The organism is Prolixibacter denitrificans, assembly GCF_003014495.1.
Taxonomy (GTDB): Bacteria; Bacteroidota; Bacteroidia; order Bacteroidales; family Prolixibacteraceae; genus Prolixibacter; species Prolixibacter denitrificans.
This window is the reverse complement of sequence record NZ_PYGC01000009.1, coordinates 96,769-120,590: the sequence shown is the minus strand read 5'-3', so window position 1 is coordinate 120,590 and position 23,822 is coordinate 96,769. Positions and strand designations below refer to the sequence as shown.

The 23,822-nt window shown below is 44.7% G+C and carries 20 protein-coding genes; 12 read left to right on the top strand and 8 right to left on the bottom strand.

The window, feature by feature from the left end; all coding sequences use genetic code 11:
- Positions 1-119 precede the first annotated feature (119 nt).
- The 4 genes from CLV93_RS15775 (at position 120) to CLV93_RS15760 (ending at position 5,621) form a co-directional block, all read left to right on the top strand.
- The gene (locus CLV93_RS15775; protein ID WP_106543174.1) at positions 120-3,398 is read left to right on the top strand and encodes a glycosyl hydrolase; all 3,279 of its coding nucleotides are present in this window, start codon (positions 120-122) and stop codon (positions 3,396-3,398) included.
- Positions 3,399-3,893: 495 nt separating this feature from the next.
- Positions 3,894-4,334 carry a hypothetical protein gene (locus CLV93_RS15770; RefSeq protein WP_106543173.1) on the top strand — a complete coding sequence of 147 codons (441 nt, stop codon included), beginning with the start codon at positions 3,894-3,896 and terminating at the stop codon, positions 4,332-4,334.
- 76 nt (positions 4,335-4,410) lie between these two features.
- Positions 4,411-4,797 (top strand): hypothetical protein, encoded by a 387-nt coding sequence (locus CLV93_RS20375; RefSeq protein ID WP_106543172.1) that lies wholly within the window; start codon positions 4,411-4,413, stop codon positions 4,795-4,797.
- 464 nt (positions 4,798-5,261) lie between these two features.
- Complete coding sequence (locus tag CLV93_RS15760) at positions 5,262-5,621, top strand: helix-turn-helix domain-containing protein (protein WP_106543171.1); 360 nt, start codon at positions 5,262-5,264, stop codon at positions 5,619-5,621.
- 11 nt (positions 5,622-5,632) lie between these two features.
- Here the strand turns inward: CLV93_RS15760 and CLV93_RS15755 are convergent, their stop codons facing one another.
- From CLV93_RS15755 to hpt, 5 genes are all read right to left on the bottom strand, one after another.
- Entirely contained in the window at positions 5,633-7,444 is a 1,812-nt protein-coding gene (locus CLV93_RS15755) for a MutS-related protein (protein WP_106543170.1), read from the bottom strand.
- On the bottom strand, positions 7,444-8,133 hold the full coding sequence (locus tag CLV93_RS15750; RefSeq protein ID WP_106543169.1) for a phosphatase PAP2 family protein: 690 nt from the start codon (positions 8,131-8,133) through the stop codon (positions 7,444-7,446). Before CLV93_RS15750 ends, CLV93_RS15755 begins: the two co-directional genes overlap by 1 nt.
- A gap of 99 nt (positions 8,134-8,232) precedes the next feature.
- Positions 8,233-9,225: a GTPase ObgE gene (obgE, locus tag CLV93_RS15745; protein WP_106543168.1), complete on the bottom strand. Its 993-nt coding sequence runs from the start codon at positions 9,223-9,225 to the stop codon at positions 8,233-8,235.
- Between the two features lie 156 nt (positions 9,226-9,381).
- Positions 9,382-9,954, bottom strand: coding sequence for an adenylate kinase (locus CLV93_RS15740; RefSeq protein WP_106543167.1), 573 nt, complete (start codon positions 9,952-9,954; stop codon positions 9,382-9,384).
- 68 nt (positions 9,955-10,022) lie between these two features.
- Positions 10,023-10,565, bottom strand: a complete 543-nt coding sequence (gene hpt, locus CLV93_RS15735) for a hypoxanthine phosphoribosyltransferase (protein WP_106543166.1) — start codon at positions 10,563-10,565, stop codon at positions 10,023-10,025.
- Positions 10,566-10,913: 348 nt separating this feature from the next.
- Between hpt and purE the strand changes: the two genes are divergently transcribed.
- From purE to lysA, 7 genes are all read left to right on the top strand, one after another.
- Entirely contained in the window at positions 10,914-11,423 is a 510-nt protein-coding gene (gene purE, locus CLV93_RS15730) for a 5-(carboxyamino)imidazole ribonucleotide mutase (RefSeq protein ID WP_228492068.1), read from the top strand.
- Positions 11,424-11,538: 115 nt separating this feature from the next.
- Positions 11,539-12,372 carry a PorV/PorQ family protein gene (locus CLV93_RS15725; protein WP_106543164.1) on the top strand — a complete coding sequence of 278 codons (834 nt, stop codon included), beginning with the start codon at positions 11,539-11,541 and terminating at the stop codon, positions 12,370-12,372.
- 3 nt (positions 12,373-12,375) lie between these two features.
- On the top strand, positions 12,376-14,418 hold the full coding sequence (locus tag CLV93_RS15720; protein ID WP_106543163.1) for a ComEA family DNA-binding protein: 2,043 nt from the start codon (positions 12,376-12,378) through the stop codon (positions 14,416-14,418).
- A gap of 105 nt (positions 14,419-14,523) precedes the next feature.
- Positions 14,524-15,678 carry a 1-acyl-sn-glycerol-3-phosphate acyltransferase gene (locus CLV93_RS15715; RefSeq protein WP_106543162.1) on the top strand — a complete coding sequence of 385 codons (1,155 nt, stop codon included), beginning with the start codon at positions 14,524-14,526 and terminating at the stop codon, positions 15,676-15,678.
- On the top strand, positions 15,679-16,317 hold the full coding sequence (locus CLV93_RS15710; RefSeq protein WP_106543161.1) for an HAD family hydrolase: 639 nt from the start codon (positions 15,679-15,681) through the stop codon (positions 16,315-16,317).
- 191 nt (positions 16,318-16,508) lie between these two features.
- Positions 16,509-17,825 (top strand): aspartate kinase, encoded by a 1,317-nt coding sequence (locus CLV93_RS15705; protein WP_106543160.1) that lies wholly within the window; start codon positions 16,509-16,511, stop codon positions 17,823-17,825.
- Positions 17,826-17,831: 6 nt separating this feature from the next.
- A complete protein-coding gene (gene lysA, locus CLV93_RS15700; protein WP_106543159.1) occupies positions 17,832-18,992 on the top strand; it encodes a diaminopimelate decarboxylase in 1,161 nt (386 codons plus the stop codon).
- A 70-nt stretch (positions 18,993-19,062) separates the two neighbouring features.
- Here lysA and CLV93_RS15695 read toward each other — a convergent pair whose 3' ends face one another.
- Entirely contained in the window at positions 19,063-19,554 is a 492-nt protein-coding gene (locus tag CLV93_RS15695) for a Dps family protein (protein ID WP_246187203.1), read from the bottom strand.
- 77 nt (positions 19,555-19,631) lie between these two features.
- Positions 19,632-20,243, bottom strand: coding sequence for a MarC family protein (locus CLV93_RS15690; RefSeq protein ID WP_106543158.1), 612 nt, complete (start codon positions 20,241-20,243; stop codon positions 19,632-19,634).
- A 489-nt stretch (positions 20,244-20,732) separates the two neighbouring features.
- Here CLV93_RS15690 and CLV93_RS15685 point away from each other — a divergent pair, with 489 nt between their 5' ends.
- Positions 20,733-22,283, top strand: coding sequence for a glycosyltransferase family 39 protein (locus CLV93_RS15685; protein ID WP_106543157.1), 1,551 nt, complete (start codon positions 20,733-20,735; stop codon positions 22,281-22,283).
- An 11-nt stretch (positions 22,284-22,294) separates the two neighbouring features.
- Here the strand turns inward: CLV93_RS15685 and cls are convergent, their stop codons facing one another.
- Entirely contained in the window at positions 22,295-23,752 is a 1,458-nt protein-coding gene (gene cls, locus CLV93_RS15680; protein WP_106543156.1) for a cardiolipin synthase, read from the bottom strand.
- Positions 23,753-23,822 lie beyond the last annotated feature (70 nt).

Here is a 23,822-nt window from a genome sequence, read left to right as displayed (position 1 = left end):
AATTGGTGAGTTGGTTGTACTTGATCAAAACTTTTGTTCTATTTACACCACCGGCGGGAATATCAAAGAGGTTTTCCATAGACCGTTTTTGATATCGCCTTTACCCAAAAATACTTCGTATGAAAAGAATTAAAATTTCCCTTCTTATTGCATCCATTTTGCTTATTTCCGGAAATCTCCCGGCTAAAAATATAAAGACAGAATCAAACCAGGACTCGCTTAAAAATCTTTCGTTAAGCGGACTATCCTTCAGAAGTATCGGACCGGCCATAACAGGAGGCCGTGTGGTAGCCCTCGCCGTAAATCCTTTCAATCATAGCGAATATTTTGTGGGGGCCGGTCATGGATCATTGTGGAAAACAACCAATAACGGAATCACTTTCACCCCGGTATTTGATCATCAAAAATCGTACGCAATAGGTGCTGTAACCATTGATCCGACGAATCCTAACACGATATGGGTTGGAACAGGCGAAAATAACAATCAGAATAATGTTATTTACGGCGATGGAGTTTATAAAAGTGAAGATGGCGGACAAAGCTGGAAAAACATGGGGCTTAAAAATTCCTATCACATCGGAGGAATTGTTGTTGACCCGAAAGATCCGAATACCGTCTATGTCGCTGCTTACGGATCGTTGAGAAAAGCAAATGATGAGCGGGGAATATTCAAAACTACGGACGGCGGAAAAACCTGGAAAAAGGTTTTGTTTATCAGTAAATATACCGGTTGCTATGAGATTCACATGGACCCCAGACATACCAATATTCTGTACGCCGTGGCACACCAGAGAATGAGAAAACTATTTACCGGGGTCTCCGGCGGACCGGAAAGCGGAATATACCGAAGTACCGACAGCGGAAAAACCTGGACGAAAATGACCGAGGGGCTTCCAACGGGGGATGTCGGAAGAATCGGAATCGCTATTTCTCCGGTAAATCCGGATGTCTTGTTTGCCATTGTTGAGGCCAAAAAAGGCGGAGGTGTATACCGAAGTACAGACCGCGGAATTAGCTGGGAAAAACGGAGTAGTTATGTTTCTTCTTATCCGTTCTATTTCCAGAAAATTTACTGCGATACCAAAAATGTCGATCGGGTCTATAGCATGGATGTATTTATGAAGGTAAGCATCGATGGAGGCAAAACATGGAATAATTTAGGCGAAGCTAAAAAGCACGTCGATAATCATGTGTTGTGGATTGATCCATCGAACAACAAACACCTGATTGACGGGTGTGACGGTGGTGTTTACGAAACGTATGATGAGGGGAAAAACTGGGGCTTCAAATCGAATATCCCAATCGCTGAAATCTATAAAGTAACAACCGATAACGCAAAGCCATTTTATAATGTCTACGCTGGCTCGCAGGACAACAACAGCTTTGGAGGTCCTTCCAGAACTATCAATTCCAGTGGCATTACCAACCGCGATTGGTTTTTTACAACCAGCGGTGATGGTTTTCAATCGCAGGTGGACTGGAAAGATCCGAACATCGTTTACGCAGAGTCGCAAAATGGCGGTCTGGTTCGGTATGATAAAAAAACGGGTGAACAATTATTCATTAAACCGTATGACTTTGCTGATACGGCCTATCGGTTCGACTGGGATGCTGCCTTATTAATTTCCAAATTCGATCATAAAAGATTGTATTTCGGGGCCAACAAATTATTCCGGACCAACGATATGGGAAGCACCTGGGATGTAATCAGTCCTGATTTGACCCGCGGTGTGCCGAATGAAATGCAAAACCTGATGGATCGGAGCTGGAGCGTTGACGAACTGGTCAGAAAGGGTTCGATGGGACAAATAAGTGCAATTGCCGAGTCACCAATCGATGAGAATCTGCTATTCACGGGTTCCGGTGACGGATTGATTTATTATACAACCGATGGAGGGAAAAACTGGAATAAATCTTCAACACCCGGATTGCCAAAATATGCAAGAATCTCTCAAATAATCGGGTCACACTTCGACAAAAACGTGGCTTACGCTGCCTGCGAAAATTTTCTTGATGGTGATTTCAAACCTTACCTTTTCAAAACAACGGATGGCGGAAAATCGTGGTTCCTGTTCAACGGAAATCTACCGGAAAAGGGAAGCACTTACACCATTGCAGAAGATGATAAGGACAAAAGTCTTCTTTTTGTTGGAACGCAATTTGGCGTCTTCTTTACAAATGACGGCGGACATGAATGGGTTCAGTTAAAAAACGGAATTCCTACCGAGTGTGTCAAGAGCCTTGTTTTACAGCGAAGAGAACACGATCTGGTGGTATCAACATTTGGTCGCGGAATTTACATTCTTGATAATTATACCCCGTTGAGAAAGTTAAGTCCTGAAACACTGAAAAAGAAAGCTTACATTTTCCCGATTAAGGATGCAAAAATGTTTGTTCAGGCAAATCCGCTTGGATTCAAAGGCGTAGGGTTTCAGGGAGCAAGCTTTTATAGCGCACCCAATCCGCCTGTTGGAGCAGTGTTTACCTATTATCTGAAAGATGATATCAAATCGCTGAAAGAGCAACGAAGAGACGAAGAAAAAGCCAAGCAGAAGAAAAACGAAGAGGTGAAATTTCCCACCTACGACAGGTTGCATGAAGAAAAGGAAGAACCAACAGCCTATTTGCTTTTTACCATCACCGATGAAAATGGAAACGTCATCCGGAAAATTAAGACGTCACCCAAAAAGGGAGTGAACCGGATTACCTGGAATTTCAGGTATAATCCATTTACACCTGTTTCAATAAAGCCGGTTGATACTTCTGTACCATGGTATTCGCCTGATGTAGGCTATATGGTTGTCCCCGGAAAATACAAAGTCTCGCTTTCAAAATTTGTCGATGGAAAATTTACTCAATTGGTACCACCGCAGGATTTTGTCTGTGAACCGCTAAATACTACCACGCTTGCTGCTGATGAAAGACTTGCTCTTGATCAATTCAATAAAAAAGTGGCTTCATTGACCCGGGCAATTTCCGGGGCAGATGCCTACCGAAAATCACTCGTTAATAAAATTGCCTATCTCGAAAAGGCCGTGATTGATGGAGCGAATGTTCCTGACAGCATTTACAACTCCATTTTATCCATTAAACAGGAGCTCGATGAGTTGAACGAAGAACTGAACGGAGACCGATTGAAAGCCGATTACGAAGGTGCTTCACCCACTTCCGTGAAAGAAAGAGTCGATTTAATTACCGGCGCACTGTGGACGACAACGGCAGCTCCAACGACCACATTTAAGCAGTCATACGATGCTGCCGCCAGTAAATTTGGAGACTTATTGACGAAACTAAAATCGATCGATAGTGAAATAAAATCGGTTGAATCAAAACTGGAAAAGTATGGTGCCCCATACACGCCCGGGAGATTCCCTGAATGGAACGAAGGTAGCAAGTAAAGACTATCAATGAAATAGATAAATTCAATTACCGTCTCTGGAATGATTCCCATCTCCTGCATCCGAACAGCTTGGATGCAGGAGATGAAATTGGATTTAATTGGAAGGTGTCCGAAAAGTACCAGGGCAAAATTTAAAATTGACAAATTGTAATTGGCGTTCCGTTTTTACCCCTCCCTCCGAAGTCTCGGAGCTCCCCTAAAGGGGCAGCTCCAAGTCCCCTTTAGGGGATTTAGGGGTGAATAACTTGTCGAGAATGCACCTGATTTCCCAACTTTTGATTAACGATAAAAAACGCTAATTTCATTGGCGTGAAGCTCTTCGTGGAAGAAACTTCGAAATTAAAACCCATTACTGCTTACTTCTTGATGCAACATAGTAGGTACACAATACATCCCCATATGCAGGTATAAGCACAAGTTGTATACCGATTAAGAAAAATAAGAACAATGCACATACACACTAGTTGTGTGTGATTTAAATCCCTGATAAAGAATGTACTTAGGAGAACCCAAAAAAGGATTAGAGTTTTACAAATTACTTAACGAGTCAGAAGAATTTACCTCAGAATTGGGGAGAGTTACATTAGCATCAGGTAAGCTCGAAGCCGAATTAATTATCCTCTTAAAGAACCATAATGTAAAAGGTAAATTCAATAGAGCGACATTAGGTTCATTAATTGATCTTGCTGAGACCAATCACATTCTGAGTAAAAATACGATAATGATACTCAAAGATATTTCCAGGCAGAGAAATTATATAACTCATAATATATATGCTCTTTTTGTTGATCTATTAGATGAAACGATTTTAGAGAAAAATAATCTTATGGATACAGATGTTCTTCTTTATATCGAAAGAGCGTGGCAGTTAACTGAAAATATTGACGGACTAGCAGACATCATTAGAAAAGAAAATAATAAACTAAAAAAGTAGAAACAACACACAACCGTTTGGAATAATAAGTATTGGGATAAAATATGGAGAAGAACAACAAGAAGAGACCTAGGTTATGAAAAAATTTGCTTCGCTATTAGCTTCTTTGGGGTTTGCAATTTGTCTTATGGGATTTTTATTACTTGAGGATTTGAATTCGTCGAACCCACTACTGTATGGAGGAATAATTCTTATAGGAATTATATCGCTTGTTTCCCTAATTATTTTGATAGTTAATTACAAGGTTGAGGGTGTGGAATTGTTTTCTAAGACTTTAGGTAAAATTTACATAGCAATAGTGTTGACGTTTGTAGTCTTTTATATAGCATTCAGCATTTATAAAGCAAGGACGGGGTATAAGACGAAAAAAGAGATTATGATTGAAAACTACAATAGATTAATTGAACAAAATATTAGATCTGAAAACAGTGACAGTACTATGGTAAGTGATACTATTAGATAATTGCGCTTACCAATATTTTGTATAACGCGGGGCTATGCTTTGATACGATGAATATGAACGCAAGTTGCTTTTCTGCCTATTGCTGGGCAATTAAAGTGTGGTGCTAAGTCTCGATATCATTTGGTACTTTTCCCCTATTCCACCTCCCGCATACCCAAACAACCATCCCTGCCAAGAAAACGACCATCCAATCCCGGCAATCAAGAAAACACGATAAACTTTGTAGTAACGAGAGTAAGTTAACTAACAAGAACGAGCAGAGGAATAATAAGAACGGGTAGCAATACAATAAGCACGTATGGAAATCATAGAAGAACGAAGGAAAATGTAAGATACACGGTAGGTTGAAAAAGATACGCGAGAAGTAAAGTCATAAAAATGAATAGCAGAACAGAAAGAAGTGTTTTATTTTTTTAATAAGCGGTAAATCGCCTAACTTGTGTAGGTTATTCAAACCCAAACCTATGCTAATCTACAACTTCGAACGGATTTTTAAGGCAAGAGGCATTGCCCGGCCTTTCACTTACCTGAAAAATGCGGGCTTCTCCGATAATTTTGCCACACGGGTTAAAAAGAACAAGGTGGCCCGGCTCAACCTTCGCGAAATCGAACGGCTCTGCGTGCTCCTGCGCTGCACGCCCAACGACTTCTATGAGTGGACGCCCGACAAAAACACGCAGGTCGATGCGGAGCATCCGCTCAATAAAATAAAACGCTCCGATAAAGTCATCGACCTCACCCGGATGCTCAATTCCATCCCGCTCGAACAACTCGACGAGGTGGAGCAACTAATCAAGGAAAAAATAGAGAAGGGCGAGGCGTAGTCGTCTCGCTTTTATGACTGGCCGTTGCCGGGAATAATCCCCATCTGCCGCATCAGGAAAGTGGCGTTCATCGTACGGGTCACACCCTCGTATAGCTTGTAGTCGAAGGTGAGTCCTTCGGAAGAAAGGTTCACCTCGAAGCATTGGTTGCGCAACGTTTTTGGGTGCTTTTCGTGCAGCTCGGTCAGCTTCAAGTCGTGGGTGGCAATAATCCCCATGCCGCCTTCCAGGATCAGTTGTTCCAGGTATTGGATGGAGCCGCTGAGTTTATCTTCCGAGTTGGTGCCCCGCAGGATTTCATCCAGAATGATGAAGATTTTCCCTTTCTCTTTCAGGGCTTCCAGGATAACTTTCAGTTTTTTCAGCTCGGCAAAGAAGTACGATTCGTGCCGTCCCAGGTCATCGTCGGTGCGCATGTGGCTGTAGAGCGGCATGGGCGTAAAGCGGAACTCTTTCGCGCAAACCGGCGCTCCGGCCATCGCTAGCACCAGGTTCACGCCCACGGTGCGCAGGAAGGTGCTCTTCCCGGCCATGTTGGCCCCGGTAATGATGACGAACTCACCGTTTCCGTCAATCTGAAAATCATTGTCGATTCGCTCGGTTTCCGGAATCAACGGGTGACCGACCAATGTTGCATTTAATGCATGGCCGTCATTCTCCGGGACAGGGAAATTCGTTGACGGTCGGTTGTACGCAAAGTTCGCCAGGCTGTTCAGTGCATCGAACTGCTCAGCTGCCTGGAGCCACTGTGGCAGCAACGTGGCATTTCGCCGGTGCCATTTCAACAACGCCAGGCTGCAGTTGATGTCCCACATGAAAATGGAGTTAAACACAAATACGGTGATCATGTTGAGCCGTGCTTCGAAAAGCTTGATAGTCTTATTCAGGCTTTTTATTTCAGTGCTTGCCTTTCGCGGCGAAATAAGCAACTGGCGGATGGCTTGGGTTTCTGCGGCAGCGAATGTTTCGTTCTCGATTAAATCGAAGAGTTTCCGGTACTTATTTAAGAGCGCTGAGTTCTTTCCAAAGTTGTCGAAGAAAAACGCTAGCACTTTACTGCGAATTCCAAACAGGATCCATTGCAGGTAAAAAGTAAGCATGTACTGGCCGAAGGTAATCTCACCGGCAATGAGCAGCCCAATGGCAACCAGGGTGAGCAAGGGAACAACGATGCCGGCTATCCGGAAAAACGTTTCGCCCGGGAACTTTACCTCAATATCCTTCCAGTTTTTAATGGTCTCGATGTGCGCATCATCTTCGTGATAGAGCATGGCACTGGCCGAAAAGGTTTGTCGCCACGAAAGTTTCTCTGTCAGCTCCCTGACCGCGTCCTGCCGGGCTTTGATTTTTTCCGGCGAAAGCATCATGTTCTGCAGCCAGCTGGCCAGCCGCCGGCTTCCCACCGAAGTGGTCGTCCGGTTCAACATCCGGAAGAGGGAAAATTCACCGAAGAGGTCCAGATCGAAGGAATAGGGATGCTCTGATTGTTTGTACTCGTTTCCCGGCCCAAACGGCGAAAAATCGAAACCAAGCGCTTTCAATTCGTTGTGGTTGACTTCGATGTAATTCTCCTGCATTTGCCTGACCTCCGAAAGTTCGGAGTATCGTTTCATCAGGAAAAGAAAGGTAGCGATCAACACGATGGCCAGCCCTACGATGAGCAATGGCGACGCCATCCGGAGCTGGTAGAGCAGAATCAAACCGCCCATAAAAACAATCAGACGAAGAAACGACAACAACCGCAACCATTTGTTGGTTACGGTCAGTTCCTGTTCAAACTTTTGTTGTCTCTCCTGGTAAATCTTTTCGGCGGGTTGACTCATTAGGCGAACATGTGGTGTTTGAGGAAAAAGTTAACAACCAGCATCGAGAATCCAATCACCACAAAGGCAGCCAGTATGATGTTGTACACCCGTTTGTTCTCGAGGGGAATAATGAATTCCGGTTTACGCGGCCGCATAAATACTTCCAAAAATAACAGCAGTCGGTACATTCCCCAGCCAATGAGGCTACCCAGAATCATCCCGCCCAAAATATCGCCGGGATAATGAACGCCCAGGTAAATGCGGGTGGAAGCAATGAGGAGTGACCATGTAATCATAAAAAAGGAGAAGAGCCGGTTGCGGAACAACAGGACAGAGAAGATAGCGAAGCCAAAGGAATTGGCGGCATGCGCCGATACAAATCCGTACAAACCTCCCTTTTTAAAGAAGTTGTGGGCCAATGGTGCCACGTAGGGATCGTGTGACGGCCTTAGTCGCTCGATGCCGTGCTTCAAAATCCCGGACCCCTGGTCGGCCAGAATAATCAACAGCGTGATGACCAAAAAAACCAGCAGTGACTTTCTTTTGTATTTCCGGATGATGGTGATAAATATGACCAGGTAAAAAAGCAGCCACATTTCCGTCCGGGTAAAAAGGGTCATGGTGTAATCCCAAAAGCTGTTGTGAAAGCTGTTGAGGTAGAGGAATAACTCCGTGTCCCATTGATTAAGCGTTTCAATAATACCCATGTGAATTTCTTTGTAACATTCGTTATAAAGGGGGATTTTTTATTTAGAACTGCTCCAAAATACGAAGAATCGCGGTTTATGCAATGCTTGTATTCCGACTTAATAACCGTTTAGCGTTTTCCAGATCTGGTCTTTCAGCTCCATAATGCCCATTCCGGTTACCGAAGAGATGAAGAGGTGTGGGATTCCCTCCAGCTCATGGCCAATCTCTTCCATCAACTGCTCGTCGAGCATATCGCTCTTGGAAATGACCAGGAAACGTTCCTTATCCAGTAATTCGGGATTGTATTTTTCCAGTTCGTTCAGCAAAATGCCATATTCCTTCCGGTGATCATCACTGTCGGCAGGAACCATGAACAGCAGCATGGAATTCCGTTCGATATGGCGCAGGAAGCGTAAACCGAGGCCTTTCCCTTCGTGGGCTCCTTCGATGATTCCAGGAATATCAGCCATCACAAACGATTGGTTATCGCGGTAGCCGACAATCCCCAGGTTGGGAACCAGCGTGGTAAACGGGTACTCGGCGATTTCTGGCTTGGCAGCCGAAACCACTGAAAGCAGCGTTGATTTACCTGCACTGGGGAATCCAACCAGACCAACGTCGGCCAGCACTTTTAGCTCCAGGATGCGCCAGTGTTCTTCGTAATCTTCTCCGGGTTGAGAATACCTCGGCGTTTGGTTGGTCGACGATTTGAAATGCACGTTTCCCAATCCGCCGCGACCACCTTTAGCCAGAAAGCCCGTTTCGCCGTCTTTGGTAATTTCAAACAGGGTTTCGCCGGTTTCGGCATCCTTCGCAACCGTTCCCAGCGGCACTTCGATGATGACATCTTCACCGTCTTTGCCCGTACTGGTTTGTCTGCCGCCCGATTCGCCGTGGCCGGCAAAAATATGTTTCTGGAACTTCAGGTGCAGCAAGGTCCACATCTGGGCGTTGCCACGCACAATCACGTGACCGCCACGGCCACCATCGCCACCATCGGGCCCGCCTTTGGGCACAAATTTCTCCCGCCGCATGTGACTGGAACCAGCACCGCCTTTCCCTGAGCGGCAAAATATTTTAACGTAATCTACGAAGTTCGATCCTGCCATATTCTATCTCTGTTGAGGGCACAAAATTACACCCTTAATTTGACAATGCGAAAAGCATTTACGCTTTGTATCACGAGAAAGGAAAAATGTTTTCCGGAAAGCAAAAAAAGGCCGCCTTCCTTTTCGAAAGCGGCCTTCCTTATTGGTGTTTTTTCGTTAAAGCGCTTCAACTGACTTTGCCAGCCGGTCGGCAATTTGCTCAATCGTTCCCATGCCTTCTACCGGAACATATTTGTCCTGTGCTTTGTAGTATTCAATCAGCGGTGCTGTTTTGTGTTCATACACAGAAATCCGGTTTTCGATGATCGACCGATCCTGATCGTCAGAGCGACCGGAGGTCAAGCCTCTGTTCAGCAGCCGGTCAATCAGTTCCTGGTTTTCTACCTGGAGGCAGAGCATCGCAGACAAGTCGGTGCCATGCTCTTCCAAAAGCCGGTCGAGTGCCTTTGCCTGTGCGACAGTCCGGGGGAAGCCGTCAAATATAAATCCGTGTGCCGCAGGATGGGCATTAAGCTTTGCTTTAATCATGTCGACAACCACAGAATCGGGCACCAATTCTCCCTTGTCGATGTTTTTCTTTGCTTCGATGCCGAGTTCGGTTTTGGCAGCAATTTCAGAGCGCAACAGATCTCCCGTGGAAATGTGAATCAGGTTGAAGTTTTTTTCCAGAAATTCAGCCTGCGTACCTTTTCCCGCTCCGGGGGGTCCAAAAAGAACTAAGTTAAGCATATCCTTTTTATCTAATTGATGTTTTGGTTTCCGGAAGTCAGGTCCATCGGCTTACAAGTTACTATTTTTTAGTCAGGTACTAATGTGTAAATGTCTTTTAGGTTACGGCCGCGCCCGTCGTAATCAAGACCATAACCTACGATGAAGTCGTTGGGGATTTCCAGCCCGACGTAATCCAGTTTTGCTTCGGTTTTCAGCGCGTCCGGTTTAAAGAGCAATGTAGCCACTTTTACATCAGCAGCTCCTTTCTCTTTTACCTGGCGCACTACATCGGTAATGGTAAAACCACTATCAACAATGTCCTCAAGTATCACTACGTTGCGGCCTTGCAAATCTTCATTCAGCCCAATCAATTCTTTCAAATTGCCCGTTGATTGAGTGCCTGAATAAGAGGCCAGCTTGAGGAACGTGATTTGAGCGTCCAACAATTCCAGTTTTTTCATCAGGTCAGCTGAGAAAATAAAGGAGCCGTTCAGAATACAGAGGAAAACTACTTCTTTCCCTTCCAGTTCGCTTTTCATTTGGTCGGCCATTTTTTGGATGGCCTCTTGAATTTTCCCCTCAGGTATGGAAATTTCAAATTCTTTGTCCCAGAGCTTAATCCGTTTCATTCTTCTTACAGTTAACCTTTTAAGGTATCAGGATTTCCCCATTGTTCCATCCGATTTGCTTTTTGATTAGGCGGTTGATGAGTTGAATTTGAAAAAAATAAGACAAGTCATTCTTCCAAAAACCGGCCGGAAAAAACAGAACCCGGGCAAATCGCCAGGGCCGGATAAACAAACCTCAGAACTCCTTAATACAAGCTTGAAATTTCCGGACAAAGATAATCAATTCTTTTCGTTCGTAACGGATATTTGCTGCGAGTAAGTGAGAGATTTTTAATGCATTTCTATTTTTTGGTGTTATTTTTATCCGGTCAATTTCTGAATTGTATTAATCAACCAATAAATAGTAAAATGATGGAACCAAAGGTTAGTATCATTATGGGTAGTACCTCCGATTTGCCAGTAATGGAAGGGGCTGCCAAGATTCTGGATGAATTCGGAATTCCTTTTGAAATGAACGCGCTTTCGGCTCACCGTACGCCGGAAGAAGTGGAAAAATTTGCTACCAATGCCGCCGATCGGGGAATTAAAGTAATTATTGCTGCTGCCGGAATGGCTGCCCATTTGCCGGGTGTTATCGCTGCGATGACTACGTTACCCGTTATCGGGGTACCGATTAAAGCCAGCCTCGACGGTTGGGATTCCATTCTGTCTATCGTGCAAATGCCTCCCGGTATTCCCGTGGCAACAGTAGCAGTGAACGGAGCCCGCAATGCTGCGATTCTGGCTGTTCAGATCATGGCTACCGGCGATGCTGAACTGGCGGAAAGTTTCAAAGCGTTTAAAAACGATTTGAAGAAAAAAATTGTGAAAGCAAATGAGGAACTGGCTACCGTGAAGTACCAGTACAAAACGAATTAAATATTAGGTTTCATTCCTCTTTTTTTCGTAACTTATTTATAGTTTTTCAGGGGGCCGATGGTTGTTATGCAACCACCGGCCTTTTTTTCACCCGTTTTTGTTGACAAAAATTGGAATGCATCAAACCACAAACCTGACATTTAACCTTTTTGTTTGCTTCTTTCTTCTCTCGACCACACCATTGTTCGCTCAGACCGATCTTTTGGACTCAGACAGTTATTCCATTTCAGTTGGTGGCGCCTCTGTCACTTTAGAAACTCCCTTTGCAGCATTTTACAACCAGGCCGGATTAGCGGAATTGGAAAGCGTATCGGCAGCGGTGCATTATCAGCAACTTTATTTGACGAACGATTTTACCGAAATGTCGGGTGCGGTTTGTTTGCCTCTCAAAACAAGTACGTTCGCATTGAGCGTTTGGCAGACAGGAATGACCGGCTACCACGAAAGCCGGTTTGGTTTGGCATTTGCTAAAAAATTGGGGCCACGGTTATCGAGCGGGTTGCAATTCAGTTATTACATGATGGATTTTCCGGAAAACGGAACTATCAGAGGAACTTTCCTTTTCGAGATGGGGGCCCGTTATGAATTTCCGGGAAAGCAAACGTTGGGCATTCATTTGTTCAATCCGTTTGGTGCCGGCATACAGTCCAACTTCAACCAACGTTCCATACCTGTTGCACTCAAAGTTGGAGCTGGATTTCCGTTGGGTGATAAGCTGAAAACTTACCTGGGAACTTCCGGCGATATGGAAGGGAATTACAAACTACACGGTGGTTTCGATTATCAACCTCACGAGCATTTCTCGCTGCGGGGGGGACTTTCCGGCAAACCGGTGCGTTATGCTGCCGGGTTCGGTTACCGGTGGAATTTTCTGCAAACCGATCTGGCCGTGTCACACCATGCTCTGTTAGGATATTCACCGTCTGTGTCACTCACGTTTAATCTGTAGCTGATGATCAAGGAGAAATGGCATATTGTCTTGCTGATACTTTTTATTCCGCTGGTTCCAATCGAATCGGTTGGGCAGGAGCGTTCGCGGGAACAGGAGATTGAGCAGATCATCGAATCGATTCGGGAATCGGCTGAAGATGAAACGGAATCGGCTTTGATTTTGGAAGATTTGACTCACCTGGCAGAGCAACCGCTGAATATCAATTCGGCAACAGCAACGGATTTGGAGAAACTGCATTTTCTGAATTTCTCACAGATTGCCACGATTATTAACTACCGTGAAAAACATGGCGAGATTTTGTCGTCGTACGAGTTAAATACCTTACCCGGATTTACTCCCGACATTGTGGCGCGAATCAGGCCGTTCATCTCTTTCGCACAGCCATCAGCTGAAGCCAGGAAATATAGAAGACGAGGAAGAAGTTACCTACTTTTAAAAGGGCAACGACTGTTTCCCAAAAGCCGGGGATATGGAAGTGCATCCATTTCGGAACCTCCCAAATATCCGGGTACGCCGGAACGGTTTTATACCCGCTACCATTATGAAAAAGCGGAAAGCTGGTCGGCGGGCTTTACCGCAGAAAAAGATGCCGGCGAGGAATTCTTCTCCGGAGATAATTCCAACGGATTTGACTTTTATTCGGCTTTCGCTGCAGTTCAGGGAAGAGGCTTTATCAAGCAGGTCAATATTGGGGATTTCTATATCCGAACAGGGCAGGGCCTTAATTATTGGTCGGGCATGGGAGCGGGCAAGTCTGCCGATGTGCTGAATACAATGAAGTCCGGGCAAGGCATTCGTGCTTATACATCGACGGATGAGAATCGCTTTTTTCGCGGGGGTGCATTAACCTTAGGGCGTGGACCATTTGAGATGTTTTTGTTCTTTTCGGATAAAAACCGGGACGCTAACAAAGTGTCGGAGGAGCCTGCTGTTTTTACTTCACTCCAAACTTCCGGACTGCACCGGACCGAAGGAGAACGGGCGGATAAATTGTCGTTGAATGAAAGAGTGTTTGGCGGATACGCGCAGTTAAAAACCAACCATTTTCGGATGGGCATCACATACAGTCGGCAAATGTTCGACGGTGAAATACAGCCGGGAGACGATTTGTATAAGCAGTATTATTTTCGGGGCAGCACCAACCAGCAAGCGGGAATTGACTACCAACTGGCATTTCCATCTGTTCAACTGTTCGGCGAGGTGGCTGCCCGTGAGAATGAGACGTTGGCTGGAATTCAGGGAATTGTCTGGCGTCCTCATCCGCAAATCGGAATTTCGGCGGTATACCGGAATTACTCTCGTTCATTTCATTCTTTCTATGGAAATGCATTTGGCGAAAGTTCGGGAGTGAGGAATGAGGCCGGGTTCTATTTGGGTAGCGAAATACTTTTGGCTCCTAAATTAAGAATGGATTTTTATGCAGATGCCTATCATTTCCCATGGGTACGTTCGTATACGTCGTCACCGGGTTCGGGCACCGAATTGTTTTCTCAGCTTACGTGGTCGCCGTTATCTACGTTTGAATGTTATCTGCGCGGAAAGACAGAAACGCGGCCGGACAAAATTTCGGATGGTGGGACCGTTTTAACGGATGTCGATGAGACAACTACTCGTGTTAGGCTACATACCGATTGGGATTTGTCGGAAACTGTCACGTTTCGGAACCGGGTTGAGTATGCGGGATATAAAAAAGCTGATGTGACGGAAACCGGTTGGCTGGCTTTTCAGGACCTCGTCTTTCATTTGGAGAAAGCGAAGACAGAGTGTTGGATTCGCTATGCGTGGTACAATACCGATGGGTACAATTCCCGGATTTATGCTTACGAAAATGATGTTTTGTATCATTTTTCCATTCCAGCGTTTTATGGCCAGGGGCACCGGATGTATCTGAATTTGAAGTGGGCTCCAGGTAGGTGGTTAACCGTTTATTTGAAAGGTGGATATAGTTTGCGTCCCGGTTTGGAAACCTGGGGCTCGGGAAACGATGAAACGGAAGGCGAGTCTCGTGTTGATATTCGGGCACTTCTGCGCCTGAGATGGTAAATCCTGCTGGAGTCAGATGTTGCAGAGCAATCTGTTCATGGCGCATTCGGGTAATTTTTTACCTTTGCAAGACTGCTCGGAAATTTAAACTATTCTTGGAATACAATGCAGTCCGAAAAAAAATTTGATGAAATCAGGCCTTACAGAGACGACGAAGTTGCGGAAGTGATGAAGCGACTGGTCGCTGATCCCATTTTTGATGAGGTGCTGATGACGCTCTATCAAACCCGAGAGCGTGTAGAGGAGATCAAAGCTGCTCTCCTGTTGACGTATAACGTTGACGATTTTCAGACACGCTTTATGTTGCCGTATCTGGATAAAATCATTGAAAACAGTACCGAAGGAATTAGCATTGGCGGGCTGGAAAATATCGACCCGAACAAAAGCTATGTTTTCATTTCCAATCACCGCGACATCATTCTCGATGCGGCTTTGATGAATGTGGAGATTAAAAAAGCCGGCTTGAATACCACGGAAATTGCGATTGGCAGCAACCTGCTGATCTATCAGTGGATTACTGATATGGTAAAGCTGAACCGGGCTTTTGTGGTGAAACGGAATATTCCGGTGAAGCAGATGTTGATGGCTTCCAAAACATTGTCGGAATATATTCGCCATTCGATACAAAACCGCGGCGATTCAGTCTGGATTGCGCAGCGTGAAGGACGGACCAAAGATGGAAACGACCTGACGCAGGTTTCGGTCCTGAAGATGATGAACATGTCCAATGGGGCCGATTTTGAAACGGGTTTCAGGGAACTGAACCTGGTGCCACTTTCAATTTCTTATGAGATAGAACCGTGCGGGAATGAGAAGGTGGCCGAGTTGCTGAAGAGGCAAAACGATCCTGACTTCTCGAAAACAGAGAAAGACGACTTGTGGAGTATGGTGAGTGGCTTAAAGAATCAAAAGGGCCACGTGCATTTCGAATTTGGTAAACCCGTTGTGGAGCCGCTGGCCGACATTGCTAAGATTGGCAATACCAATAAGGCATTAAAGGCACTTTCCGAATATATCGATGTGGAAATTTACCGGAACTTCAAGCTTTGGCCGAATAATTACATCGCCTACGATATTTTCTACAAGACGCAGAAATATTCTGACCAGTACACTGCAGAGGAAAAAGAAAAATTTCTCGATTTGACGCACCAGCGACTCAAACTGGTGAACGAGGATCGCGATGATGCCATGCAACTTTGGCTGGGGATGTATGCCGTGCCTGTTTTCAACTTCGAGAACTGTAAATGCCAACGGAAATAGATGAAGTTTTCGACCGTCATCTGGGATTGGAACGGGACTTTGCTTGATGATCTGCATTTGTCGGTCCGAATCATCAACCAGCTATTGGCGAAGCGGGCACTGCCTGCACTTTCAACGGAGCGCTACCGCGAAGTATTCACCTTTCCTGTAAAAGATTATTACCGCAGAATCGGGTTTGATTTTGAAAGCGAGCCTTTTGAAATTCCGGCCCGGGAGTTTATCGATATCTACAACCGGGACGTTCCGGATTGCGGATTACAGAATGGCGCAACGGATGTTCTCCAAATACTTCAATCAAAGAACGTACGGCAGTTGATTCTTTCGGCAATGGAGCAGGAGCCGCTTATCGAAAATGTGAAGCAAAACGACATCTTTCCTTTCTTCGAAATGATTTGCGGGCTGGACAATCACTACGCGGCTTCAAAGATTGACAATGGAAAACAATTACTCAAAGATGTAGCGGTTTCTCCGAATCAGGTTCTCCTGATTGGTGACACGATTCACGATTTTGAAGTAGCGGAAGCCATCGGATGTCATTGTCTCCTGGTTGCCAATGGTCACCAGTCCCACGAAAGACTTTCCGAAACCGGCTGTGAAGTTCTCGACTCGCTTAGTGAGATACCTGCCCGTTTCTCCTAATTCAAATTTCTTTGTATTTTCTATATTATTATTGCTAAAACTAAATATTTATAGCTTGAAATATTTCTTACTTTCAATTTGTAAGTAAATTTTTCGTTACCTCCTTTTTCGAATCCTTTTTTCCTTTGATTAATTTGTAGTTTTGTTTTTGAAAAATTGCAACAGGTTAAACCGTTAAAGGAGATTGACCAATGAAAGTCTTGAAATTTGGAGGAACCTCGGTCGGTTCCGTTGAAAACATGCGCGCGGTGATGAAGATTATTGCCGACGGTGAGCGCAAAGTCGTTGTCTTGTCAGCTATGTCGGGAACAACCAACAGCCTGGTAGAAATTTCGGATTATTTATATAAACGGAATAAAGAGGCTGCGTTGGGTGTGATCAGTGGACTGGAAAAAAAGTATTACAACGTAGTGTATGACCTGTTCGAAAAAAATGAGAATAAGGAGAAAGGGAAAAAGATACTTGAGACGCATTTCGAGACCTTAAAATCGTTTGCAGTTGGTGATTTTAGCGAAGTCGGCGAGCGGACTATTCTGGCTCAGGGTGAGCTGCTGTCTACCAACCTGTTCACTGTGCTGATGCGGGAGAATGGTTACAATGCCTACTGCCTGCCGGCACTCGATTTCATGAAGATTGACAAGGACAAATCTCCGGATAGTGCCTATATCCGAACGCATCTGGCCGAGCTGATGGAGAATTCTCCCAAGGCCGATTATTACATTACACAAGGGTTTATTTGCCGAAATCCGGAAGGAGAGATTGACAATCTGCAACGAGGTGGTTCCGATTACTCGGCTACGTTGATTGGCGCTGCCATTAAAAGTGAAGAGGTGCAAATTTGGACGGATATTGACGGATTTCATAATAACGATCCGCGTGTTGTCGATAAAACGCACCGCGTTGATTTCTTATCGTTTAACGAGGCTGCTGAGTTGGCCTATTTCGGAGCAAAAATTTTGCATCCGCAGACCATTCATCCGGCCAAGATTAACAACATTCCGGTTCGCCTGAAAAATACCATGGCACCCGATAGCCAGGGAACATTAATCACGGCAGAGTCGAGTGGTCCAGGAATTAAAGCCGTGGCGGCCAAGGATGGCATTACGGCAATTAAAATTCGCTCGGGACGAATGCTGAACGCCTACGGTTTCCTGAAGAACGTTTTTGAGATCTTTGAGTTTTTCAAGACGCCGATCGATATGATTACTACTTCAGAGGTAGCCGTTTCGCTGACCATTGATAACGATCATCATCTGCCGGAAATTCTAAAGGAGTTGAGAGAGTACGGCGAAGTGATTGTCGACGAGAAACAAACCATAGTTTGTATTGTTGGAGACATTGTGGCTGGCGAAAAGGGATATGCAGCACGCTTGTTTAATGCGCTGGAGGGAATTCCTGTCAGGATGATTTCGTACGGTGGAAGCCGCCATAATATTTCGGTGCTTGTCAATACCCGCGACAAACAAGCGACTTTGGAAGCACTTAGTTATAAAGTATTAAATGCATAATATTCGATGATAGATAACCGGTTTATTGAGAAATTCAAGGCACTTGAAACGCCTTTCTATTTTTATGATTTTGATTTGTTGCGCCGGACCCTCGACGAAGTAAAACAGGAGAGCAGTAAGTATGGATACATCGTGCATTATGCTGTGAAAGCGAATGCTAACGATGCGTTACTGAAAGTAATCCGCGATGCAGGCATGGGAGCCGATTGTGTGAGTGGCAACGAGGTTGCCAAAGCAATCGAAATCGGTATTCCCCGCGAGAAAGTTGCTTTTGCCGGTGTTGGTAAAAGTGATAAGGAGATTCGTACTGCACTCGAAAACGATATTTTTAGCTTCAACTGCGAATCAATTCCCGAAATTGAGGTGATTGATGAGTTGGCTGGAGAAGCCGGCAAAGTAGCGCCGGTGGCCATCCGCATCAACCCCGATGTGGACCCGCAAACGCACGAGTACATTACAACCGGATTGAAAGACAATAAATTTGGGATAAACCACTGGGATTTCGATGAAGTGGGGCGCCGGCTTCGTTCGTTAAAAAATATCCGGTTAACCGGGATACATTTCCATATCGGTTCGCAAATTACCGATATCTCGGTGTTCGAGCAGCTTTCGCTGAAAGTGAATAAAATTCAGGAGTGGTTTGTCGAAAACGGATTTCACCTGGAGCACATCAATGTTGGTGGCGGATTGGGCATCAATTATGAAAAACCCGAGGAAGAACCGATTCCTGATTTCAAATCGTACTTCAAGGCATTTCACGATAACCTGGAGTTACAGCCTGGGCAGCAACTTCATTTCGAGTTGGGGCGGTCGCTGGTAGCACAATGTGGACATTTGATTTCAAGGGTACTGTACGTGAAAAAAGGGCTTGAAACCCAGTTTATGATTCTGGATGCCGGAATGACAGAATTGATTCGTCCGGCTCTTTACAAGGCAAACCATAAAGCCACAAACTTGTCTTCGAATGGAGAGTTGGTGAAGTACGATGTAGTTGGTCCGATTTGTGAGTCTTCTGATACGTTTTCGCGAGGAACGCTCATGCCGGTGGCAAAAAGAGGCGATTTAGTAGCATTGCATTCTGCCGGAGCATACGGAGAATCGATGGCTTCGACCTACAACATGCGCGACATGGTGAGAAGCTACAATTCCGATGAATTATTGAAATAAGGAACTGACAAGGATAAAAAAAGCCGGCTTTGCTAACAAGGCCGGCTTTTTATTTTGAGCAACGATATCATTAATTCAGAATTTTGTCTCCGAGAAATGATGAGTACATCCAAACCAATTTTTCCTGCTCGCGAATGTAATCACTCATCAAAGCGTTGGTACCTTCGTCGCTGGCTTCGTCCGAGTCAGCGAGAATTTCCCGTTGCAATTCGATAATTACTTTAAAAGCGTTCAGAATCTCAGCAACACATTGATTTCCGTCGGAAATATCGGTCACCTCTTTTACTGTGCTGTTTTTCAGAAAGTCAGTGTAGCTATGAAACGGAGTATTCCCGAGTGTCAGAATCCGCTCTGCGATTTCATCGTTCTTCAGTTGTAAGTCATTATACAATTCTTCAAACTTAATGTGAAGTTCGAAAAATTTGTCGCCTTTGATGTTCCAGTGAAATCCTCTGACATTGATATAAAATACCTGGTAGTTAGCCAGAAGTTGATTCAGTTTCGCTGAAAGATTTTCGGCTTTCTCTACGTCTAATCCAATTGCATTCAGGTTCATATTCATAATGTTTTCGATTTAAATGATTAATAATAAGATTTTCCTCTGGTTAGTCACGAAGGTGTCTGAAAGGTTGATTCTTCTTACGTATGATGCATCCAGGCATTGAGGCCCTGCATAATCATATCGATTGAAATTGTTCCGATGACCAATGCAGTTATTCTACCGGAAATATCAAAATACCGTTCGATCAGTTCCTCGTTCTTGGGTTGAATGTAATCGTGCAGTCTCTTTAGCAAAATCATGATGGAAACCGAAACGGCAATAGCAATGGCGATGGATAAAATGGAGTCGATTCTGTCCAGATGTTCACCAATAACCACGCTGTAACTGATGGTTCCCGGACCAATCAGGATGGGCATCGCGATAGCACCGGCTACATATTTCGACTCTCCCCGCAGACCTTCGATGGCTGTTCCACCTTTGAACACAAACTGCAGTCCAATGAGCAGAAAGACGATCCCGCCAAATATCTGGAATGATGCAAAGTTGGCATGAATGACATCCGAGAAAATGACGTCTCCAAGCAGTGCAAATACGATGAAAACAAATGTGCTGATGATACCTGCCCGAATCAATACATTTCGGAAACGAGCCATGGATAGTTTTCGCATGATGTCTATTAAATAGACAATTACCAAGAAAGGGTTCAGCAGGATGAGCAGAAATGTTGAGTACTTAAGAATCTCAGTCATTGGAATAGTGAATCTTTTAAAATTTACTGATGAACAACCGACAAGAGATTGGGGATTTTGGTTCCCCGGCCGGCTAAATATGTAGTCTCTATTTAAACATACAATCTCATCTCATAATTGTTTTGTTTAATTGAAGGCAAAGTTCAGGATGGAGGTAATGCTAAGAAATTGTTAATTTGGAATTTATACTTCACTCTTTGTTATTTTAAATTTGTCTAATTAATAATAAGCTTTAATTTTGTCCGCCGATAACATGATGAGGTAATGAATCTCTATATCCCTCCCGAGCTGATTAAGTGGGTAGTTGTCGTAGCTAGTTGTTTAACAGACTGGTTTTGGAGGGAGTAGTTTCGCCACAAGAGATGACATTAGTCTAATAATCGTAAGTCAAAAAGCCCTTCGCCAGAGGGCTTTTTTTATGCCCTTTTTCGAACGGAAACAGGAGGATTGCGTAAATTACCATTCCATAAATCAGTTCACTGTAATATCATGAACAGCAAAAAAGAGAATATCCTTTTCGGTTGGATGGTTGCCGGTTTTGCCTTGACAACTGTCGTTATCCATTTGTTGACCGCTTATAATTACGAGTTACATCGTGACGGGATGCTGTACTTTGCGATGGGCGATCATCCGGCAACCGGATACATTTCTACGCCGCCACTTATCGGTATGGTCTCTTTCATCATACGACACACCGCGGGATATTCTGTTTTTGCGATTAAGCTGGTCCCGGCTTTGTTAGGGGCTGCTTCGTTGGTGACTATCGGATTCCTGGTTCGCGAAATGGGCGGACGACTACTGGCTGTGTTCATTGCCGAAATGGCTTACCTCACGTCATTGGCTTTTCTTCGTTCGAACGCACTGTTTCAACCGGTTTCTTTCGACGAATATTTCTGGCTGCTGACTTCTTATCTGTTCATTCGGTTAATCAATCGCAACGACGAGCAGTTGTGGCCATGGATTGGATTTGTTATCGGAATTGGTTTTCTGGCTAAATACTCCATCTCGTTTCTGGTACTTGCCTGGGGAATCTCTCTTTTGTTAAGCCCGTATCGAAAACTGCTTTGGAGCAAACAGCTGATATTGGGAATTCTAATTGGCTTTGTGATGATACTTCCCAACCTTATCTGGCAGTACGAGCACGACTGGCCGGTTGTTCATCATATGGTCGAACTGCAGCGCACACAGTTAGTGAATGTGACGCTGTCGGGATTTTTATCGTCGCAGTTGTTGTTTCATTTCACGTCATTCTGGGTATGGATAGTTGGATTCCTGGTTTTGTTAATTGCCCGGAAAGAGAAGAAGTTTCGTCCTATTGCCGTTACCTTTTTGTTGGTATTGCTTATCCTGATTTTGTCACGCGGAAAGTCGTATTATACGCTGGGAGCTTATCCGATGCTTTTCGCAGCTGGCGGTTATGTGATGGAAAAATATCTGACGGGAAAATGGAAATGGATAAATTATGCGTTGCCTGTTTTGTCTGTTCTGCTGCTGATTCCGATTCTGCCATTGGCGCTTCCCGTTCTCCCGATTAATAAGATGGCGGCCTATTGTCAATCGGCGATTAAGGTGGCAGGCCCGGGTATTATCATCTGGGAGGATGGCAAAGTGCATAATATTCCGCAAGACTATGCGGACATGACCTGCTGGAGCGAGCTGGCCCGGCTGACTGCTAAGGCTTATCATGAACTGACTCCCGAGCAACAAGCTAATTGTCATATTTTTGCGGAAAATTATGGCGAGGCGGGTGCTGTTCATTTTTACGGACATGCTTATGACCTCCCTGAACCGATTAGTTTCGATGATAGTTACTTGTTGTGGGCTCCTGATTCTCTCGGAAACGGAGCGTTTATTTATATCAATGACGAAGTGGGTGATATCGATAAGTTATTCAATTCGTACCGGGAAATTGGCGAAATCGATGATGTCAACTTCCGTGAAAACGGCCTGAAGGTTTTTTTATGTACCGATCCGAAACCGGGAGCTCAATCTTTTTATGCCGCTAAAGCTGAAGAACTAAAAAGTATGTATCGTCGTTGAGTGAATTTGTGTTACAATAACGGAGCAATCAGGCGGGCCATTGATCCAATCAGCTTTTGAGCAATAGGCCGGTCTTCCCATTCGGCAAGCGATAACCGGTAGGAGTCTTTTAAATCGTTCTCAAAGTCGGCTTTTATTTTTCCTGCCACTTCCTCGTCCATAATGATAGCGTTGACTTCGGCATTGGAATCGAAACTGCGGTAATCCATGTTGGCGGTTCCAACTGAGGCCACTTCTCCATCGATGACGATGGTTTTGGCATGAAGCATTCCTTTCTGGTACAGATGAATTTCCACATCGCTTTCAATAAGCTCGCCCAGGTAAGTGTAGCTTGCCGCCGAAACAATAAATGAGTCACTTTCCTGAGGTAGCATAAGTACTACCCGTATTCCCGATTTGGCGGTTGTTTTTAGTGCGGTGATGATGCTTTCGTTCGGGATAAAATATGGCGTCGCAATGAATAACTCTTTCTGCGCAAGTGAGATAAGTTGGAAGTAGGTCTCCATGATGTTGGGACTGTCCGAATCCGGTTCGCTGCCCACAATCAGGGTCGGCGATGTGCCTTCGTTATTTTCGCGCGGAAAGTATGGGGGACCTATATTCAGGGCGATGTTGCTAACAAAATACCAGTCGAGAAAGAAAAGAAGCTGCAGAGAATAGCAGGCATCGCCCTCAATCATGCAGTGAACATCACGCCACATCTTTGGGCGTTTCGGCCATTTCCGCTTACCATTTACATAATTGTCTGCGAGGTTGATGCCACCGGTGAAAGCGGTTTTCCCATCGATGACTACTATTTTCCGGTGAGTACGGAAATTCAGCCGATTGGCAAAGCGTGGAAACAGTACCGAGTTGTATTCGCCGGTTTGAACGCCCGCTTTTGCAAGGCGTCTGAGGGTTTTGTTTTTTAGCTTCCGGCTGCCGTAGCCATCGTAAATCAACCGGACTTCCACCCCTTCGCGGGCTTTCTGTTCCAGAATCTCGCAAACGCGATTAAATATTTTTCCCTCGGTAATGATATAATATTCAATGTGAATATGGTGCTTTGCCGTCTGCAATTTTTCAAACAGTACAGGATATTTTTCTTCGCCGTTGTTCAGAATGGTGATGGTGTTCTGCAGGAAGAGGGGAGCAAAACTGTTTCGCCATGACAGGAAAGGAATCCTCCACTTGTCCTGGAGCAATTCAACCAGGTCGGATTTACTTTTCGACAGGAAATCGGCGTAATACCTACTCCATGCCTGCAACAGTTTCTGGTCGGCAATTGCTTTGCGCGAAAAGAGTTTTCGTTTTCGGGTATCGACACCGAAAAACAGATAAATGATAATGCCTAAAACGGGTAGCAAAACCAGCACAAGTAAGTACGACTGAGTCTTCAGCGGATGCTTATTTCTCAGCAGAATCGAAAAGAAGAAGACGATAACGATTAAATAGTACAGAATCGTTAGATATGGTAATACTCCCGTCATTCAAGTGTTTGATATTGGTCGTCTCCATAAAGATAACAGGAAATGGCTCAGGATAGATTCGTTTCTGTTA

Excerpts from the sequence above, each read along its gene's own strand:
- CLV93_RS15725 (WP_106543164.1), top strand. The coding sequence starts at position 11,539 with ATGCATCAAACCACAAACCTGACATTTAACCTTTTTGTTTGCTTCTTT.
- hpt (WP_106543166.1), bottom strand. The coding sequence starts at position 10,565 with ATGAAACGGATTAAGCTCTGGGACAAAGAATTTGAAATTTCCATACCT.
- cls (WP_106543156.1), bottom strand. The coding sequence starts at position 23,752 with ATGACGGGAGTATTACCATATCTAACGATTCTGTACTATTTAATCGTT.
- CLV93_RS15705 (WP_106543160.1), top strand. The coding sequence starts at position 16,509 with ATGAAAGTCTTGAAATTTGGAGGAACCTCGGTCGGTTCCGTTGAAAAC.
- purE (WP_228492068.1), top strand. The coding sequence starts at position 10,914 with ATGATGGAACCAAAGGTTAGTATCATTATGGGTAGTACCTCCGATTTG.
- CLV93_RS20375 (WP_106543172.1), top strand. The coding sequence starts at position 4,411 with ATGAAAAAATTTGCTTCGCTATTAGCTTCTTTGGGGTTTGCAATTTGT.
- CLV93_RS15755 (WP_106543170.1), bottom strand. The coding sequence starts at position 7,444 with ATGAGTCAACCCGCCGAAAAGATTTACCAGGAGAGACAACAAAAGTTT.
- CLV93_RS15690 (WP_106543158.1), bottom strand. The coding sequence starts at position 20,243 with ATGACTGAGATTCTTAAGTACTCAACATTTCTGCTCATCCTGCTGAAC.
- obgE (WP_106543168.1), bottom strand. The coding sequence starts at position 9,225 with ATGGCAGGATCGAACTTCGTAGATTACGTTAAAATATTTTGCCGCTCA.
- CLV93_RS15750 (WP_106543169.1), bottom strand. The coding sequence starts at position 8,133 with ATGGGTATTATTGAAACGCTTAATCAATGGGACACGGAGTTATTCCTC.
- CLV93_RS15685 (WP_106543157.1), top strand. The coding sequence starts at position 20,733 with ATGAACAGCAAAAAAGAGAATATCCTTTTCGGTTGGATGGTTGCCGGT.
- CLV93_RS15770 (WP_106543173.1), top strand. The coding sequence starts at position 3,894 with ATGTACTTAGGAGAACCCAAAAAAGGATTAGAGTTTTACAAATTACTT.
- lysA (WP_106543159.1), top strand. The coding sequence starts at position 17,832 with ATGATAGATAACCGGTTTATTGAGAAATTCAAGGCACTTGAAACGCCT.
- CLV93_RS15740 (WP_106543167.1), bottom strand. The coding sequence starts at position 9,954 with ATGCTTAACTTAGTTCTTTTTGGACCCCCCGGAGCGGGAAAAGGTACG.
- CLV93_RS15710 (WP_106543161.1), top strand. The coding sequence starts at position 15,679 with ATGAAGTTTTCGACCGTCATCTGGGATTGGAACGGGACTTTGCTTGAT.
- CLV93_RS15775 (WP_106543174.1), top strand. The coding sequence starts at position 120 with ATGAAAAGAATTAAAATTTCCCTTCTTATTGCATCCATTTTGCTTATT.
- CLV93_RS15695 (WP_246187203.1), bottom strand. The coding sequence starts at position 19,554 with ATGAATATGAACCTGAATGCAATTGGATTAGACGTAGAGAAAGCCGAA.
- CLV93_RS15715 (WP_106543162.1), top strand. The coding sequence starts at position 14,524 with ATGCAGTCCGAAAAAAAATTTGATGAAATCAGGCCTTACAGAGACGAC.
- CLV93_RS15760 (WP_106543171.1), top strand. The coding sequence starts at position 5,262 with ATGCTAATCTACAACTTCGAACGGATTTTTAAGGCAAGAGGCATTGCC.
- CLV93_RS15720 (WP_106543163.1), top strand. The coding sequence starts at position 12,376 with ATGATCAAGGAGAAATGGCATATTGTCTTGCTGATACTTTTTATTCCG.